The sequence below is a fragment of the Chitiniphilus eburneus genome (assembly GCF_005048205.1).
Classification (GTDB): Bacteria; Pseudomonadota; Gammaproteobacteria; order Burkholderiales; family Chitinibacteraceae; genus Chitiniphilus; species Chitiniphilus eburneus.
The window spans coordinates 46,615-62,360 of record NZ_SUMF01000001.1; the positions used below are offsets into that span (position 1 = coordinate 46,615).

Below are 15,746 nucleotides of genomic sequence, written 5' to 3' on the forward strand. Positions count from 1 at the left end.
TGGTTCTCACTGAACAATGGGCGCGCACGCCCATTGCTGTAGCTGGTGGGCGATCTGGTCGGCAGCCAGCACGACGCTGGCGCCGTCGGCGGCGATCAGTGCCTGGGGCATGCCGAACACCACGGCGCTCTCGGCCGATTCGGCGACGGTGCGGCCCCCCTGGCTGCGCAGCTGGCGCATCGCGGTGGCGCCGTCGTCGCCCATGCCGGTCAGCAGCACACCGATCAGGCGCTGAGGTGGCAGGCAGTTCATGGCGCTGCGGACCATGCCATCGATGGCAGGGTGCCAGTGATAGTCGGGTTGCGTCGGACGCGGCATGGCGACAATGGTGTCGCCGCGCTGTGCAAGTACCAGGTCGGCATCGCCGCGCGCCACATGGATGCCAGGGGCCAGCGGCGTCGGTGCGGCCACTTCGCGCACGCGCAGCGGGCAAAGCTTGTCCAGCCGCGCGGCGAAGGCGCCGGTGAAGGCGGCCGGCATGTGCTGGCAGACAACCACCGGCCACGGAAAATCGGCCGGCAGCAACGGCAGGATGCGCTCCAGCGTACGCGGCCCGCCGGTGGAAACGCCGATCAGCACCAGGCCCGGCAATGGTCCCGCCTCGCCCTTTTCCATGACAGGAGGACGCGCTGGGCCGCGCGGCGCGACGACAACGGGCGCCGGACGCATCGTGGCCCTGGCGGCAGCGCGGATTTTTTCGACGATCTCGATATTGGCGGCGGCAAGAGCGGCCTCGGCATCGTCGGTCAGCGGGGCCAGCCGTGGCTTGGCGATGCAATCGACCGCCCCCATCGCCAGCGCTTCCAGCGTCGCCAGCGTGCCGTGCCCGGTGAGCGTGGATACCATCACCACTGGCAGTGGATGCTCGACCATCAGTCGCGCCAGCACCGAGAGGCCGTCCAGGCCAGGCATGGTGACATCCAGCGACAGGACGTCGGGGCGGAATCGCGGCACGGCCTGCAAGGCACTGGCGCCGTCGGGGCAGGTCATCACTTCGAAATCGCCTTCGGCTTCGAACAAGCGCGCCAGGTGCCGCCGCATCAGCGCGGAATCGTCGACGATCAGTAACCGGATCGGGGACAGGCTACGCATCCGCCGGCTCCCATTGGGGCAATCCGGCCAGCAGGCCTTCGGCATCGACCACCAGCAACATGCGATCGGGCGTGACGGCGACGCGGCGCACCAGCCGCGTCTGTTCATCCGACAGCGCGGGCAACTCGGCCGCATCATCGGGCAACGCCAGGACGTCATGCACAGCATCGACCAGCAGACCGGTGCGCGCGCCATCGGTGCCGGACAGCACCAGGATGCGCGCACGCGGGCGCGGCGTGGGGGCGAAACCGAGCCGCGCCTGGGCATCGATCACCGGGACGGCCACGCCGTGCAGGTTGACCACGCCGATCACCCCCAGCGGTGCGCGCGGGGCGGGTGTCAGGCGATCCGGCTGGGCCACGATTTCCAACACCTGCCGCACGTCGATGCCGAACTCTGCGGCGCCTACGCTGAACACCGCGACGCGCAACGCATCGTCGTCCTGCGTCGATGCCGGATCGTCTTCGGCCATGTCGTGCTCCAGCCCGGCGAGCGCCGGGTCGTTCAAGAGTTGTGCGGTCGCCAGCAGCGACACCAGCCGTCGACCGTCGTCCAGCCGCAGAATGCCGTCGATTTCGGCCATTTCCCCGCTGGCGACCAGCAGGGGCGGCACCGGCTGAACCGGCCCGGCGGCACGGTCGATCACTTCGGTGGCGCCGTCGACCAACAGGCCGGCCTCGACCGCGCCGACCCGCAGCACCAGTACCTGCCGCGCCGTGCCGTCCGGCGCATCCAGCGCGGCTCGCGCGTCGAGCACCGGCAACAGGCGACCACGCGAGGACATCAGCCCCAGCATGTGCGGCAGCATGCGCGGCGCCACCAGCAGTTCGGTGGGGGCGGCCACCACTTCGCGCACCTGTGCCACCGGCACGGCGTATTCCTGGTCGCCCAGGGCAAAGGCCAGCAGCAGATCGGCGGCCTGCTCCATGGTTTGCGGCGTGTCGGCGGGCGCCTGTGTGGGCGCGCTGCGCGCCGGTCGCACGCTGGCGGCGGCCAGGCGGGCGAGATCGGGCACCAGCAGGTCGGGCCATTCGCCTTGGGCGGCGAATAATCCGGCCCAGCCGGCGGCGCGCTGTTCAGCATCGGCCGGTTGCAGCGCGGCCGGCTCGAATTCGGCCACGCCGTGCACCGCATCCACCAGCACACCCTGCGCGCCGTGGTACAGCACCAACAGGCGACTGCCCGGCGTGGGCGGCACGGCAAGCTGGCCCAGCAATGCGCTCATGCTGAGCACGGCCAGCGCACGTCCTCGCAGGTTGATCATGCCCAGCATGCCAGGGGGCGCCAGCGGTACCGGATACAAGGTCGGCAGACGAGTGACTTCGGCCAGTTGGTCGAGCGGGCTGGTCAGCGTGAGGTCGCCGACGCGATAGACCAGCCAGCCGGCGTCCTGTCCGCTTGCGACGTCGGCAACAGTGGCGCTCATGCGGATTTCAGCGCGTCGGTGAGCGCGGTCACTTCCTCGACTGCGGCGGCCAGATCTTCCATCCCGCGCATCTGCTGTCGCGCGGCCACCGATGCTTCGCCCGCCGAGCCGCTGGCCTGGGCTGCGGCCACGGCAATCTGGCCAATGCCCTGGCGCAGCAGCGAGACGCGCTGACCGATTTCGCCCGCGGCATCGCCGACACTGCGCCCCTGCCCCACCAGTGCGTCGAAGTCGGCTTCCATGTCCGCCAGCCCTTCGGCGATGCGTTGTGTCTTGCCGATCTCGGCCTGCGTCAGCACGCCCACTTCATCGACAACACGCCGTACTTCGTACAGCGTGTCCTGTAACTGGCGCACCACGTCCTTGATGTGGCCGGCATTGCCGAGGGCGGTGCCGGCCAGCTTCTTGATGTCGGCCGAAACGGTGACGAAACCGCGGCCGTTCTCGGCGGCATTGGCGGCCTCCACCGCACCGGTCACGGCCAGCATATTGGTCTGGATGGCGATCATCGACAGTGCTTCGATGGCCTTTTCGATCTGGCGCCGCTGCGTGTCGAGTTCGGCGATCAGCCCCTGGCAGCGCCGGTTATCTTCGCCGGTGTCGCGCACGCCGGCGATCAGCGCCTCGACTTCGCGGCGATTGTCCTGGAGCAGCACCTGCATGGCTGTGGCGCGCTCGATGCTGTGGCGAGCTTCTTCCTGCGCCGCAGCGGCGTTGCGTTCGATATGATCGGCGGCGGCGGACTGCTCGGTGGTGGCGGCCGACTGGTCCTGGGCGCCTCGGCCGATCTGCTGCAAGGCCACGCTGATCTGTCCCGAGGCATGTCCCAGTTCCTGGACCGTGGTGGACAGCGCCAGCGCGGCCTCGGACATGGCGGACACGCGAGACGCCTGGGTGCCGCTACGGAACTCGTCCGCCAGCGCGGCAAGCGCACGCGTTGCGGCCTCGCCCTGGGCCAGTGCAACGCTTTGCTCGGTGATCGTCTGGAGTGCTTCCTGGCAGGCGACGGACTGTTGTTGCGCGGCGGTGGCGACCACCTCGGTGCCGCGCGCCACCTGCTGCGCCGACAGGGCGGCCTCGACGGCCCCGGTATTGATGCGCGCAGCGGCGACCAGGATCTGTTCGATGTCGTCTCGCATGCGGACCAGTTGCCCATCGACCCGGCTGCCGGCTGCGACCTGCTCGCCGATACGCTGCGATGAGCGCTCGATGGCGGCGACGATTTCGCCGATGCCGGCCTGGACTCCCTTGACCAGGTCGCCGATCTGCCCGGCATTGGTTTCGGCATCGCCGGCCAGTTGGCGGATTTCGCCGGCAATCACGGCAAAGCCCTTGCCGTGCCGTCCGGCCTTGGCGGCCTCGATCGCGGCGTTCAACGCGAGCAGGTTGGTCTGGTCGGCAATGAACAGGACGGCATCGGCCATCTGGCCGATATCGCCGGCCATGGCGGTCATGGCCGATACCCGCTGCACGGCGTTGCGCTGATGGGTATCGATACCGTCGATGCCCACCAGCGTGAGGCGGATCTGGGCACTGACACCGCTGCCGAGCGCTTGCAGTTGCTCCACCTTGCGCTGCATATCGGCGGTCAGTTCACGTTGGGCCTCGAAGTGCCGGCTCGCTTCGGCCACGGCAACGGCGGAAACCTGCGAGGCACCGGATGCTTCTTCGGCGCCGCTGGCGATCTGGTCCATGCTGCGCTGGAGTTCTTCGGCTGCGGTAGCCGATTCGGCAATGCCGGCGGCCAGTTGCTGGGTGGCAACGCCCAGGCGCTCGGCCAGTTGCTGGCGACGGGCGGTGGCACGCGCTTGCTGACGCAGCCGCTCCACCTCACGCGGGGCCTGGTCGGTCCCAGGCTCGACGTCGTATTGCGACAGGCTGGGGTCGGTTCCTTTGCGCACCAGGGCCATTGGGGTCTCGCTGAGTGGGGAACGCACCGGCTCGGGCGTTCCGAATGGGAGAAATAGAGGGTTGCGAGCGGGTGCGACTGCACGCACGACCGGGCATCCGCGAGTTTAAAAGAGGCGGGATGACTGTAAGGAGTACGAAGCGCTGAAGTTCCTGTAGGCGAATTCCTACAAAACCAAGCGCCGAGCAAGTGAGAAGAACCTGAATGTGAAAGCCCGCGAGCGACGTCGCGGGCCAAGTTTGCCTGGCAACCGTATCTGGCGGTCAGTGACGGGCCTGATCCGCTTCGCGCCGCGAGATGAGGTGCTCTCCACGCTCGGTCAGGATAAACCCGCCACCGCTGCGTTGCGCAAGGCCATTGGCTTGCAGCATGCAGTAGTGCATATGGGATTCGGCGTCGGCCGGCTGGCCCTTGCCGTGCTGGATATTGCCTAGCGCGCGAAACAATTCCGGCATGTGATTCAACATTTCGTAGCGCATCTTCGTGCCCTCCATGTGGCAGCAACCCCTTTCGTGAAATTCAGGTTACGCCGTGATACACGAAAGCGATGTAGGAGGTTTGGAAGTGCTGAAGCCGGACAATGGCGCAATATGCGTGGGGCCAGCTCCACCAGTAGATGATTGGCCGGTTGGGCTCGAACGCCGCGTGGTAAAGCGAACCGCCCCGGGCCCTTAACGTTTGCGGCAATCGTGTGCCACCACCCCATGCTCGCTATGCAGGGCGCTGGCTGCAGGTGTACCCACCCAGGTGAGCTCGGGGTTGGCCCACTCGAAGCCCTCGTTGCGTGACCGCTGCTGCAACGGAAAGATGCGATGCGGGGTGTAGAGGTAGAGCGTCTTTCCGTCGATATTGGCACGCACGTGGAAACGCACGTCGTCGGCACACGTATATTGCCCGGTGAGGCGCAATGGATGGGGCCCGGCCGGCGCGGCCTGGGCCTGGGCCTGGGCGGCAAGCAGCAACGCAAACAAGGCCATGTGACGCACGGGAGCTCCAGGATGGTGATCCGATTCCTTTAGCATTGCCGCTACCAACTCTCAAACGAGGGAAATATTGGCATAACGGTGGTATGCCTCAGGCCTTCATGCCAGGAGCCCACAACTTCTGTCTTTTGAGTCGCCCAGGCAACCGGATACCCAGCACTTCCCGGCGCCACTGCAGCGACACTACCTTCAAGCAAGCCGTAGCCACCAACGCTGGTAGTGATGTCAGCGAGCGCAATGACGCCGGTTTTAGTTACAGCTTTCCCATATGCCGATAATGCGAGGCAAGAAGAACCCCCTCCCCCTGGCTCTACTTCCCCCACACACCACCCATACAAGTAATGCCCCAGATCCCCTTGGATGAACTTCAGCGTTACCGCTGCGGTGACCACCCACCGTGTGGTAGCCCGCCCATCAATAGATGGGCGGGGTGGCACTCACACCAGCGCCTGCACCAGGGATTGGCGTCCGCGGATCGAGCCCGCAGCGGGTAAGCACAGCAATGCTGGCTTACACCCGGGGCCAATTTCTATCAAAAACTGGACAGCCCTACTGGTTGCACCAACCAAGCACTTTGATTTTTTTCGGGAATCCTACCGCCTCACCATTCTTGATCGGGTTGTCTGTATGTATATTCAAAAACCCGTTTGCAATTATTTGACGCTCAATTGATTGGTACGAGCCATCCGGAAATCTGAGAACCCTCCCAACAGTAAGCATCTTTCGATTGGGCTCGGAATCTTCAACAAAAAACCCTGGCCAATTCCTAGCCACACCGTTCAGCCATGTTTGATCGGTCAAGTTGTAGGGGGCTATGGCCATAAGCTTGCCATCCCCACTATATTCCTTACCCAAAGGGCCTATCGAAATGAGTTTAGTCGGCACACGTGAATCATCGACAACGAATCCTTCCACTTCGTAGACCCCAGAATTGTTCGTATAGGAAGAAAAACCAATCACTTTCTTCGCCATATCAAGGACTGGAGCAACGCCACTTCTTGAAAACGCCCTATGGGGAGGTTCTTGAAGAACCCCCTTAAAGTAACTGATATTGTGGCAACTGGAATCGAAGTCAGAATAAATCACATCACGCACTCTTACTCCACCCCCAAGACCAATATATGCTTGGCCAAGGGAAGGCAAATCCGCCCATGGACCTAATTTCTCCTCCTTCATATACATTACAGTCCGGGGAAGTGCATTAACCCAATACCAGTCACCTTTCGCATTAAGCCATATACTATCGGCAGTTGGTTCGAGCGGGGAGGATCCGGAGGAAATCAAGGCAACAGCCCGATTCAATATCACATCATTCTGATAGTTTTTTGAAAAAGTAACCGAAGGGTACAGCGCAACAAATGCCAGGAATAGCAAACCCACCATTGAAAGCGCTCTAAGAGAGCGGTTTAGCGTACCAATTTTTACAAGAAAACATACAGCCAACGAATATGAAATCAAGGCATAGGCAACATAACGGGCTGTAATTAGAACATATGCATCTGCCAAAGAACCAGTCCTAACCACCATCAGGGCTGATGCGGCAAGACCTGAAAGCAACAAAAGCAAGCTTAATGTGCCAGCATAAATATTCTCAATTGTACCGGGATCACGCTCACCACTTAACGATCTGGCTTTAATGACATTAAGCATCCCCTTCATGACCAACCAAACCAACAAGACCACCAAAATAAATCCAATGACAAAAAACGGGTATTTATCTACTCCATTGAATAGCGGAGCCAACGGCGTACTGAAATACATGAAAAAGGATTTTGATAAATCAGCAAGCCCTTCAAAAGAAAAAACCGAAGAAAGGCTATCAACTTCACCGCCAATTTTATAAAAATACGACTGTACGGACCAGGTGATGACTGGGAAGACCCCAATGAATATACGTAACCATCCTCGAAAAACAAGAACCGTCAATAGCAAGTATATTATTGAAAATAATAGCCCAGTTCCATGAAAAGTAGTGGCAAGGCAGGCAACGAGTGTCAGGGTCAGCATTCCAAGCCCCGACCCATTGCGAAGATTTTTGAGCAAAGCCCAGAGGAGAACCAGGTAAAACAACCGAGATACGGATAAAACACAGTGAAACGGAATCGTCATGACTTGCCAATCTGCCAAGCTGGTGCTTAAAGAGGCAATAACGGCGCCCCCGAGCATCATGGAAAGCAAGGGTGCCTTATTTCTTTTTGCCCAGCAAAAAAACAGATATGCAGAAAACAATGCAAAAGCCATGGTACTGGCATACGAAACCGAAGCCATCAGTACCTGGCTTCCATCAAAGAACTTATAGTCTAGCCATGCCAGGAACATGACAATAGAATGTGGATGCGCGCCAAAATAACCAAACAGATAATCAAAGAACGACATCTCTTTGAAATTCAGCATCATTATTCGGTTCCAAACAGCCCACCCATCCACCAACGGAGCCGATGAAACATAATGCGATGCCAACGAGATATTTAACGATGCAACCAAGATAACGATCGCCCAGTATACGATACCATATATCTGAGCCCTGTCTTTCTCACACGGATTATTCAGCATTCTGCTCGCCAAAATTGATGTTTTACCGTTAACAAAAAGAAAATCAGGGGTTATAAAACCCTGCGCAGGCACAAAAAAGCGTCTTCAGTACAACAAGGTTGCCTCGTATCCCACTTATTTTTGTGGGGACCTCCCCCTTTGGATATCTCCTGACTGTTGGCAACTCCAGACAGTGGTAGCCGAGCCTGGGGGCTCGATACGATAGATAGGCAAGCAGCTCATATTGAAAGAAAGTGTCTCGAAACGGCGCGACACGTGTATCGAGAAGCATTTTTCTGCTATAGGCTCTGAAGCCCTGCGTTGTATCTGTCCACTTAAATCCGGATGCAAATCTAAGGCATGGAGCATGAATATAGCGGATTGCAAAATCTCTGGATTTTGGCGTATTTTCTGCGACGCCTCCCGATAGGAATCTTGAGGCTTGCACGAAATCAACGCCATCCTGGAGTGCATCAACGAACCGCGGAATAGCTTCAGGATCATCCTTGTCATTTCCATCGATAGTGATGATTCCCATGTAGCCTTGATCGAGGGCAAATGAATAAGCACATCTAAGCTGGCTACTCAGTTTGCCAGGGCCTTTTTTCACAATCAGACCGCATACGTTCTCCTGCAGGAGTTCCGCATTATCCAGTGAGCCATCCGTACTGCCACCATCGACGATGATGATATCGGCCATCTCTGAAATTTGCAGCGCCTTCATCCGCCCAAGCAAATTCTTGATTCGCTTGCCTTCGTTAATCACGGGGATGACAACACAATAGGCCCTTTGCCGCCCCTGCCAGAACGATACCTCCATGCTTGGAATCTGCCATTTCGCTCGCTCTTGCTGCGATATTTGGATGATATCGGCCTGATTCATGCCACACCTGCCGTAATGAGCACGACACCAGCAATTACAAGCAATATGCCTGTAATAGTGGTCCATTGAAATGGTTCACGAAAAACCAAGATAGAAAGCACCGCCACGGTCGCCACAGCGCCGGATGTCAGCACAGGATGCGCAACATTTAATGGCAAGCGCGCCAGTGCGGCCGCATAGAGCAAAAAGGCCCCACCATACAAAGCCAGCCCCAGCCAGAAAGGCCAATTGGTAAGGGCAGACATGGGATCAGTTAAGGAGGGAAATTTCCGAGGAGGCATCATCGCAATCTTAACCAGAACGCTTGCTGATGCATTGGCACCGATACCAAGCATCAAGATCAGCCATTTCATTAGAGTGCATCCTTTTGCGGGCGATAGTGGCTAACCGCACATGACAGTGCACGCTCCATAGCACGGAGATGGGGTTCTTCTTTCGTTGCAACCATCTCAATGGATACCACGTGATCCGGAAGGTGCCTGAGGAGTGCTTGATACATCGACAGATGATCGGCACCGCCATCTCCCAACGGAAGCAAGCCTGGTTCGCTAGCATGCACATGCCCTATCAGATCCGCATTATCAGCCAGTACGGCTTCTGCGGACTCCGCATTGATTGCCAATGCTCCGGTATCAAACTGCATTCGAATGGATTGATGATCGACAGCTCTCACAACGTGCGCGGTTTCCGCAGAAGTAGTCATGAAATTGGCGCCGTAGCATACAGGATTAGGCTCCAGACATATGATGACACCCTGCGCCTGAGCAATATCTCCAAGGCGTCTAAAGAAATCCACCGCTTCGTTTAGTGCCTGATCATCACTAAGCCCGGAACGATCGCGATTTTTGGGTGAGCCAAACACCAATCGTTTGGCGCCAAGCCCTGCACCAATACGGCAAACGGCTTCAAGATGGCCAAGTAGCGCTTCCTGAACGTTTGCGGCCCCGAATACATTCAGCCCGTTCGTACCAAACAGCAGGGCTTGCATACCCGTGATTTCGATCCCTCTTTCATACCACCATTGCTTGACCCGGGAGATGTCCTTCTCTTTTGCGCTGGCAGGGGCCGGAAAGTATTTGCCCGGAGCGACATCAATTGCATCGACGTCGAATTTTTTCAGCAGCTGAACAACGTCGTCATCCTCCGAGATATCCCATGCGATGTTCGAGATCGCAAGTCTCACGATAATGCTCCCGATTCATGTTTTAATGTAACCGGCTCGGATTGTGCATATGCGCGAACAGCCAGAATCACTTCACGCATGTCATATTGATAACCGCCTTCGGCACCAAACAGATGAGCATATCTTGTTTTCATATCGTATCGGGCAGGGTCATTGGAAAGCTCCTGGGCAAAAGGTATTCCAAAGCCTGAAAGGGAAATATCTGCAACGCTCATTGGCTCGGCGGTAAGATGCACCAGCCGGAGTCCTTCCCGCCGAGCAGTCTGGATGTCACTCCACAGATTTACCATGGGGTAGAATTGAAATACCCCTCTGCTTTCGATTGAATGAAGGTTGTTTTTATTAAGAAAATCAAAAATCACATTCTTACGCAAGCCAGGCCCAACCAAGCCAGGCAAGCGAATAATCACATGCTCTGAAAAATGGTCCTGAACAAATTTTTCGAGAATTCGACGATGCAAGCCATAGGGATGCAAGCCGTTCTCATCGATCACAGTGGTTTCGTCTACATCAATGGGAACTTTAAAGACATCGACAGTGCTGATTAAAACAAAGGCTTTACATTTTACTGTACCAAGATGCCGGATCAATTCATCAATTTTTTCCCGATCCGCCTCAGGATCACGATTTGCAATCCATTTTTGCGCAGGGGCTCCAGCACATACAACGAGGTCAAATTCCTTGTTTTGAATTTCTTGAATGTTGGTGGAGCGGTAAAGTGCGCCAAATTGCGCCTGCTTCAGAAGTGTACTCCCCACGAAGCCTGAAAAACCAATCAGGGCGTTCTCCATTCACGACTCCTTCAAATTGTTGAATTCTTCAGCCTCAAGCTTTTCCAGCACATCGTAAATATTGTCGATCTTCCCGCCCAAAATGGAAAAACAGCCAGGCAATTCAGCATGCTTTTCAAAAAGAATGGGGCGCCCATCATCCCCTTCATTCTTGACCAATACAGTCTTCACTTCGAAAAGTGAGTCAACATATTTGGCGGAACGGAGTGCGGGAAGATACCGCCCCACGTCTCGAACCATGCGATCCACTCGAGTTGCCTGGTCGTAATCGTCCAGCTTCTGGTATGGATCAACTCCTCGCACATCCTCCCAATTGAAATGCGGAGTATAGCGAACGTGTGAAAGAGTATGCAGGTTTCTAGCAGGGAATGGCATCATGGAAAAAAACGGTCCGTCCATGACCGTGATCCCGATATCCTTAAGGATGTCAGGGGCCTGCATGAGCGCCATTTCAGTAACCTCTTGCTTGAGACCCGTTTTCGTGCCAGGAAACCCGCCCGTAAACTGATTAAGCCCACTGTAGGTGCAATTGAAAACATAGCGGCAATTAAACAGCTCAACATCACTGGCTTCGCGCTGCACCTCCACCGTCAGATGCCCTTGAGGTGAACGAGAAATCATGGTTGCCCGAGCTGAAAAATGTATTTTGATATCAGCCTCGCGCATCTCGCTTTCAGCCCAATTGGCAAGTTGAGTCGCATCAAATGCATACTCTTCAACGAGGAACACATCTTCGATAAGGCGAGGCTCAAATAGCCGCTTTAAGCTCGCTTCCGCTGGCTTGATTTCCGCTCCAATTTCATGGCAGAACCGTTCAAACTGCTTGGCGGTAACTTTGGAGTTACGCCGTGAAATAGCATAAAGTTTGGTGAAATCACGCTTCACGGCCTGTGGCCAGTCTCGCACGAATTTGGGCAAGTTGACGCGGCTACGGAACGCTGTCGTGAAGCTCCGGGGGTAGTGATAGCCATTGTGCACCCGGGCCTGATTATTGTATGACGCGCGCTTCAGCAGTTCAGGCTCTTTTTCAATCAAAACGATCCGCCGCAAGCCACGCTGTTTTGCCAGATAGATAGCGATGGCCGTACCGTAAAAACCGCCACCGATAATTACCGCGTCCACAATATCATCAGTCACGGCCATGCCCTTCCCCGCCCGGCGTGTTTGAATTTTCCATTGTCTGTGAGCCGACCACTTCGATATTCAGTTTTTCTTTTCGGGTCATGCGTGCACTGGTAAATTCCTGCCCCACATGATAAAGAGGGCCCTCATTGGTCAAGCTGGCCATTTGCAGTATGTATTCGCCCAGCACCAGGAGCACCAACGAAATAAGAAAAAACATACCGGACTGCTGCAGCGACATGCTCACCCATCCCGGAGCAACATCCGACTTGAATATGCCAACCGTAACAACGTAAATTGAATAGAGCAGGTTTGCTGCGGCACCAAACAAGGACAAGCTTGTAACCAACCGCATCGGCCCTTGAGTAGTTGAAACAAGCAAGCGCATTCCCCGATCAATGCTTTCCCTCAGATTTTTATTATTTTCCGCATAAGGCTTGGCACTATATTCCATATTTACACGAGCAAAACCACCCGTTGCCGGCAAGTGTCGATAGGTTATCGATGGCTGCGGGTGTTGAAGTATGAAATTGATCACTCGTTTGCTGAGAACTCGATAATTTGGCGCTTCTTTTGCCAGATGAACCCCGCCAAAGTTCTTGTATAGAAAATTAAAAACGCCATACGCCATACGGTAAGCCCGCTTTTGACGTGGCTGCTGCTGGTTACTGGCAAAAACAACATCAGCACCGCTAACGGCTTTATCAAGCATTTGGGGTAAAAACTCAATATCATCAGCAAAAGGATCAATGACTACAATGAAATCACCTAACGCATTCTCAAGCCCCACCCACGCCGCGGTGTCACTGCTCACTTCTTTCGTCAATGCGTATACCTGGAGGTTGGGCAAGCCGTCAGAAGACGTCAAGCCTTTCAGAACTCCAACACTGTCGTCACCAGAAGCGTTATCAACAATAATCAGCTCATAATCGCTCACATAGGACGATATTCTTGAAGATGCATTTTTAAGGACGCTCTCCAACTGAGGTCCTTGATTGCGTACAACAAACACAACAGACAAGAAAACCGGGAAGAATTCCATATTAACCCCAACACCCTTTATCGCAACTATTGAAATAATAGGAAAACTCTTTGCATTATCAAAAAAAGCCGATCAGGCAATAAAAAGCCGTCTTAACCATCGAAGCCTGTCTCAGATTTTCATACTTGCGCCGGCCCTGCCGGAGATAATAAAGCTTCCCATTTTCTTCGCACACGCGTCGAACCCAATCCACGATGAGTTGAGGCTGCGCAATTAGCTGAATAACCCTATGATAAACAAATCGAACAAGCAGGAAGCAGAAAGTTTGCTCTCCGGGGCGGATCAAGTTGATCCAAGGTTCAAAAGAAACAAAAAAGCCAACCTCGCAAGAGGTTGGCTTTTTTTCTTGGTGGGCCCCCTGGGAGTCGAACCCAGCACCAACGGATTCCGGTTTGCGTAGCTTTCGCTACTCCCTGGACTATGCCTTCACCATAGCTTTCGCCTTAGGTGGGTGCCGTCTAGTCTCTACACCTTCAACTGCACTTTCGCGCTGAAGCTTGGCTCGGCGTTGCCATACGCGGTTGCGCTTAGGTTTCGCCGACTTTGACACCATCCCATACACAGTTTCCAAATGTATGGCACAACCTTTATGAGTCCGCTGCTCTAACCAAGCATGAGCTAGAGGCCCGAAGTGGTTAATATTACAGGTTCTAGACACCTCAAGAAAGCGACATTTGGCCCAAGAGTTTTAAAAGCCCCAATTAGTTGCAGGAACATGAGCAACTCGTCTACCTAGCGACCAACCGGGGCTCCAAGACCCGAAAAAAACGGGCCACTCCTACTGTTCGTTGCTCACACTTTCCAGGAAGCTCTTCAGCCGCTCGGAGCGCGTGGGGTGGCGCAGCTTGCGCAACGCCTTGGCTTCGATCTGGCGGATCCGCTCGCGGGTGACATCGAACTGCTTGCCGACTTCTTCCAGCGTGTGATCGGTGTTCATGTCGATACCGAAACGCATCCGCAGCACCTTGGCCTCGCGCGGGGTGAGCGTGTCGAGGATTTCCTTGGTGGCTTCGCGCAGGCCGGCATACACCGCCGCATCCGAGGGGGCCATGTTGTTCTGGTCCTCGATGAAGTCGCCCAGATGGGAATCGTCGTCGTCGCCGATCGGCGTTTCCATCGAGATCGGTTCCTTGGCGATCTTCAGGATCTTGCGGATCTTTTCCTCCGGCATTTCCATCTTGCCGGCCAGTTCTTCGGGCGTCGGCTCCAGGCCGGTTTCCTGAAGGATCTGGCGCTGGATGCGGTTCATCTTGTTGATCGTTTCGATCATGTGCACCGGAATGCGGATGGTGCGCGCCTGGTCGGCGATCGAACGGGTGATGGCCTGCCGGATCCACCAGGTGGCGTAGGTCGAGAACTTGTAACCGCGGCGGTATTCGAACTTGTCCACGGCCTTCATCAGCCCGATGTTGCCTTCCTGGATCAGGTCGAGGAATTGCAGGCCACGATTGGTGTACTTCTTGGCGATCGAGATCACCAGACGCAGGTTGGCTTCGATCATTTCGCGCTTGGCGCGGCGGGCCTTGGCCTCGCCGGTGCTCATCTGGCGATTGATTTCCTTCAACTCGCGAATCGGCAGGCGTGCCCGATCCTGGAGCTCGGCCAGCTTGCCCTGCTTTTCCATGATGGCGTGCTGATAACGCTCGAGTACGCCGGAATAGCGGTAACCACCGGCGATTTCTTCAACCACCCAGTGGGTGTCGGTTTCACGGCCGGGGAAGGTCTTGATGAAATGGTCGCGTGGCATCTGCACCTTTTGCAGGCACAGATCCATGATCTCGCGCTCGTGGCCACGGATCTCGTCGACCATCGTGCGCAATTGATCACAGAGCGCCTCGACCTGGCGGGCAGAGAAGCGGATGAACTGGAACTGCTCGGCGATGACCTGCTGGGCGGCGACATAGTTCTTGCCGTGCGCACCTTCCTTGGCCAGTGCCTTCATCATCAGGTCGAACTGGGCACGAACGATGTCGAAGTGCTCGCGCACCTGGCCCTTGAGCAACTCGAGGTTGGCGCTGGCGATGGCTTCGCTGTCTTCCTCTTCGGCCTCTTCGTCGTCGTCGAGATCGTCCTCGTCCGACATTTCCGGCGCCGTGGGGGCGGGTACTTCCTCGACGGCATTCGGGTCGATCACGCCGTCGATGACGTCATCGATGCGGATTTCGTCGTTCAGGCCGCGATCAACCAGTTCGAGAATGGTCTCGATCGTGGTCGGGCAGGCGGAAATCGCCTGGATCATGTGCTTGAGGCCTTCCTCGATCCGCTTGGCAATTTCGATTTCGCCTTCGCGGGTGAGGAGTTCCACCGTGCCCATCTCGCGCATGTACATGCGCACCGGGTCGGTGGTCCGGCCGAACTCGGAGTCGACCGAGGACAAGGCTGCCTCGGCTTCTTCCGCGGCATCATCGTCGGTGACCGCCGGGGTGGCGTCGGACATCAGCAGTTCTTCGGCGTCCGGTGCTTCGTCGTACACCTGGATGCCCATGTTCGAGATCATGCTGATCACGCCCTCGATCTGCTCGGCATCGAGCATGTCGTCGGGAAGGTGATCGTTGATCTCTGCGTAGGTCAGGTAGCCCCGCTCCTTGCCGAGTACGATCAGCGATTTGAACTTGGCCTTGCGGGCATCCGCGTCCAGTTTTTCGCTGTTCTCGCGTTTCGGCTCCTTGAAGTCGGTGCGTTCTGCCTCTTCTCTGTCGAATTCGTGATCTGCCGCCATGTGTCGTGGGACTCGGAAAGATTCGGAAAAACCGAGGATTATATCAGATCGGTACGACCCGGAG

At 56.5% G+C, this 15,746-nt stretch carries 13 protein-coding genes; all 13 read right to left on the bottom strand.

The window, feature by feature from the left end; translation table 11 throughout:
- Nucleotides 1-6: 6 nt before the first annotated feature.
- The 13 genes from cheB to rpoD all read right to left on the bottom strand — a co-directional run bounded on the left by cheB (nucleotide 7) and on the right by rpoD (nucleotide 15,682).
- Nucleotides 7-1,092: a chemotaxis-specific protein-glutamate methyltransferase CheB gene (gene cheB / locus FAZ21_RS00220; RefSeq protein WP_136771269.1), complete on the bottom strand. Its 1,086-nt coding sequence runs from the start codon at nucleotides 1,090-1,092 to the stop codon at nucleotides 7-9.
- On the bottom strand, nucleotides 1,085-2,518 hold the full coding sequence (locus FAZ21_RS00225) for a chemotaxis protein CheW (protein WP_136771270.1): 1,434 nt from the start codon (nucleotides 2,516-2,518) through the stop codon (nucleotides 1,085-1,087). Before FAZ21_RS00225 ends, cheB begins: the two co-directional genes overlap by 8 nt.
- The gene (locus tag FAZ21_RS00230; protein ID WP_136771271.1) at nucleotides 2,515-4,428 is read right to left on the bottom strand and encodes a methyl-accepting chemotaxis protein; all 1,914 of its coding nucleotides are present in this window, start codon (nucleotides 4,426-4,428) and stop codon (nucleotides 2,515-2,517) included. The genes FAZ21_RS00225 and FAZ21_RS00230 overlap by 4 nt, the downstream gene beginning before the upstream one ends.
- A 262-nt stretch (nucleotides 4,429-4,690) precedes the next feature.
- Entirely contained in the window at nucleotides 4,691-4,906 is a 216-nt protein-coding gene (locus tag FAZ21_RS00235; protein ID WP_136771272.1) for a hypothetical protein, read from the bottom strand.
- Nucleotides 4,907-5,098: 192 nt separating this feature from the next.
- Nucleotides 5,099-5,413 carry a hypothetical protein gene (locus FAZ21_RS00240; RefSeq protein WP_136771273.1) on the bottom strand — a complete coding sequence of 105 codons (315 nt, stop codon included), beginning with the start codon at nucleotides 5,411-5,413 and terminating at the stop codon, nucleotides 5,099-5,101.
- Nucleotides 5,414-5,959: 546 nt separating this feature from the next.
- Nucleotides 5,960-7,807 (bottom strand): hypothetical protein, encoded by a 1,848-nt coding sequence (locus tag FAZ21_RS00245; protein WP_136771274.1) that lies wholly within the window; start codon nucleotides 7,805-7,807, stop codon nucleotides 5,960-5,962.
- A gap of 199 nt (nucleotides 7,808-8,006) precedes the next feature.
- Entirely contained in the window at nucleotides 8,007-8,825 is an 819-nt protein-coding gene (locus FAZ21_RS00250) for a glycosyltransferase family 2 protein (RefSeq protein WP_136771275.1), read from the bottom strand.
- A complete protein-coding gene (locus FAZ21_RS00255; RefSeq protein ID WP_136771276.1) occupies nucleotides 8,822-9,178 on the bottom strand; it encodes an EamA family transporter in 357 nt (118 codons plus the stop codon). Before FAZ21_RS00255 ends, FAZ21_RS00250 begins: the two co-directional genes overlap by 4 nt.
- A complete protein-coding gene (locus FAZ21_RS00260; RefSeq protein ID WP_136771277.1) occupies nucleotides 9,178-10,008 on the bottom strand; it encodes a sugar phosphate isomerase/epimerase family protein in 831 nt (276 codons plus the stop codon). Before FAZ21_RS00260 ends, FAZ21_RS00255 begins: the two co-directional genes overlap by 1 nt.
- Entirely contained in the window at nucleotides 10,005-10,799 is a 795-nt protein-coding gene (locus tag FAZ21_RS00265; RefSeq protein ID WP_136771278.1) for an NAD-dependent epimerase/dehydratase family protein, read from the bottom strand. Before FAZ21_RS00265 ends, FAZ21_RS00260 begins: the two co-directional genes overlap by 4 nt.
- Nucleotides 10,800-11,942 carry an FAD-dependent oxidoreductase gene (locus FAZ21_RS00270; protein ID WP_136771279.1) on the bottom strand — a complete coding sequence of 381 codons (1,143 nt, stop codon included), beginning with the start codon at nucleotides 11,940-11,942 and terminating at the stop codon, nucleotides 10,800-10,802.
- Nucleotides 11,929-12,963, bottom strand: a complete 1,035-nt coding sequence (locus FAZ21_RS00275; protein ID WP_136771280.1) for a glycosyltransferase — start codon at nucleotides 12,961-12,963, stop codon at nucleotides 11,929-11,931. Before FAZ21_RS00275 ends, FAZ21_RS00270 begins: the two co-directional genes overlap by 14 nt.
- Nucleotides 12,964-13,741: 778 nt before the next feature.
- Complete coding sequence (rpoD, locus tag FAZ21_RS00280) at nucleotides 13,742-15,682, bottom strand: RNA polymerase sigma factor RpoD (RefSeq protein WP_136771281.1); 1,941 nt, start codon at nucleotides 15,680-15,682, stop codon at nucleotides 13,742-13,744.
- Nucleotides 15,683-15,746 lie beyond the last annotated feature (64 nt).

Excerpts from the sequence above, each read along its gene's own strand:
- FAZ21_RS00225 (WP_136771270.1), bottom strand. The coding sequence starts at position 2,518 with ATGAGCGCCACTGTTGCCGACGTCGCAAGCGGACAGGACGCCGGCTGG.
- FAZ21_RS00250 (WP_136771275.1), bottom strand. The coding sequence starts at position 8,825 with ATGAATCAGGCCGATATCATCCAAATATCGCAGCAAGAGCGAGCGAAA.
- FAZ21_RS00270 (WP_136771279.1), bottom strand. The coding sequence starts at position 11,942 with ATGGCCGTGACTGATGATATTGTGGACGCGGTAATTATCGGTGGCGGT.
- cheB (WP_136771269.1), bottom strand. The coding sequence starts at position 1,092 with ATGCGTAGCCTGTCCCCGATCCGGTTACTGATCGTCGACGATTCCGCG.
- FAZ21_RS00275 (WP_136771280.1), bottom strand. The coding sequence starts at position 12,963 with ATGGAATTCTTCCCGGTTTTCTTGTCTGTTGTGTTTGTTGTACGCAAT.
- FAZ21_RS00255 (WP_136771276.1), bottom strand. The coding sequence starts at position 9,178 with ATGAAATGGCTGATCTTGATGCTTGGTATCGGTGCCAATGCATCAGCA.
- FAZ21_RS00245 (WP_136771274.1), bottom strand. The coding sequence starts at position 7,807 with ATGATGCTGAATTTCAAAGAGATGTCGTTCTTTGATTATCTGTTTGGT.
- FAZ21_RS00265 (WP_136771278.1), bottom strand. The coding sequence starts at position 10,799 with ATGGAGAACGCCCTGATTGGTTTTTCAGGCTTCGTGGGGAGTACACTT.
- FAZ21_RS00230 (WP_136771271.1), bottom strand. The coding sequence starts at position 4,428 with ATGGCCCTGGTGCGCAAAGGAACCGACCCCAGCCTGTCGCAATACGAC.
- rpoD (WP_136771281.1), bottom strand. The coding sequence starts at position 15,682 with ATGGCGGCAGATCACGAATTCGACAGAGAAGAGGCAGAACGCACCGAC.
- FAZ21_RS00235 (WP_136771272.1), bottom strand. The coding sequence starts at position 4,906 with ATGCGCTACGAAATGTTGAATCACATGCCGGAATTGTTTCGCGCGCTA.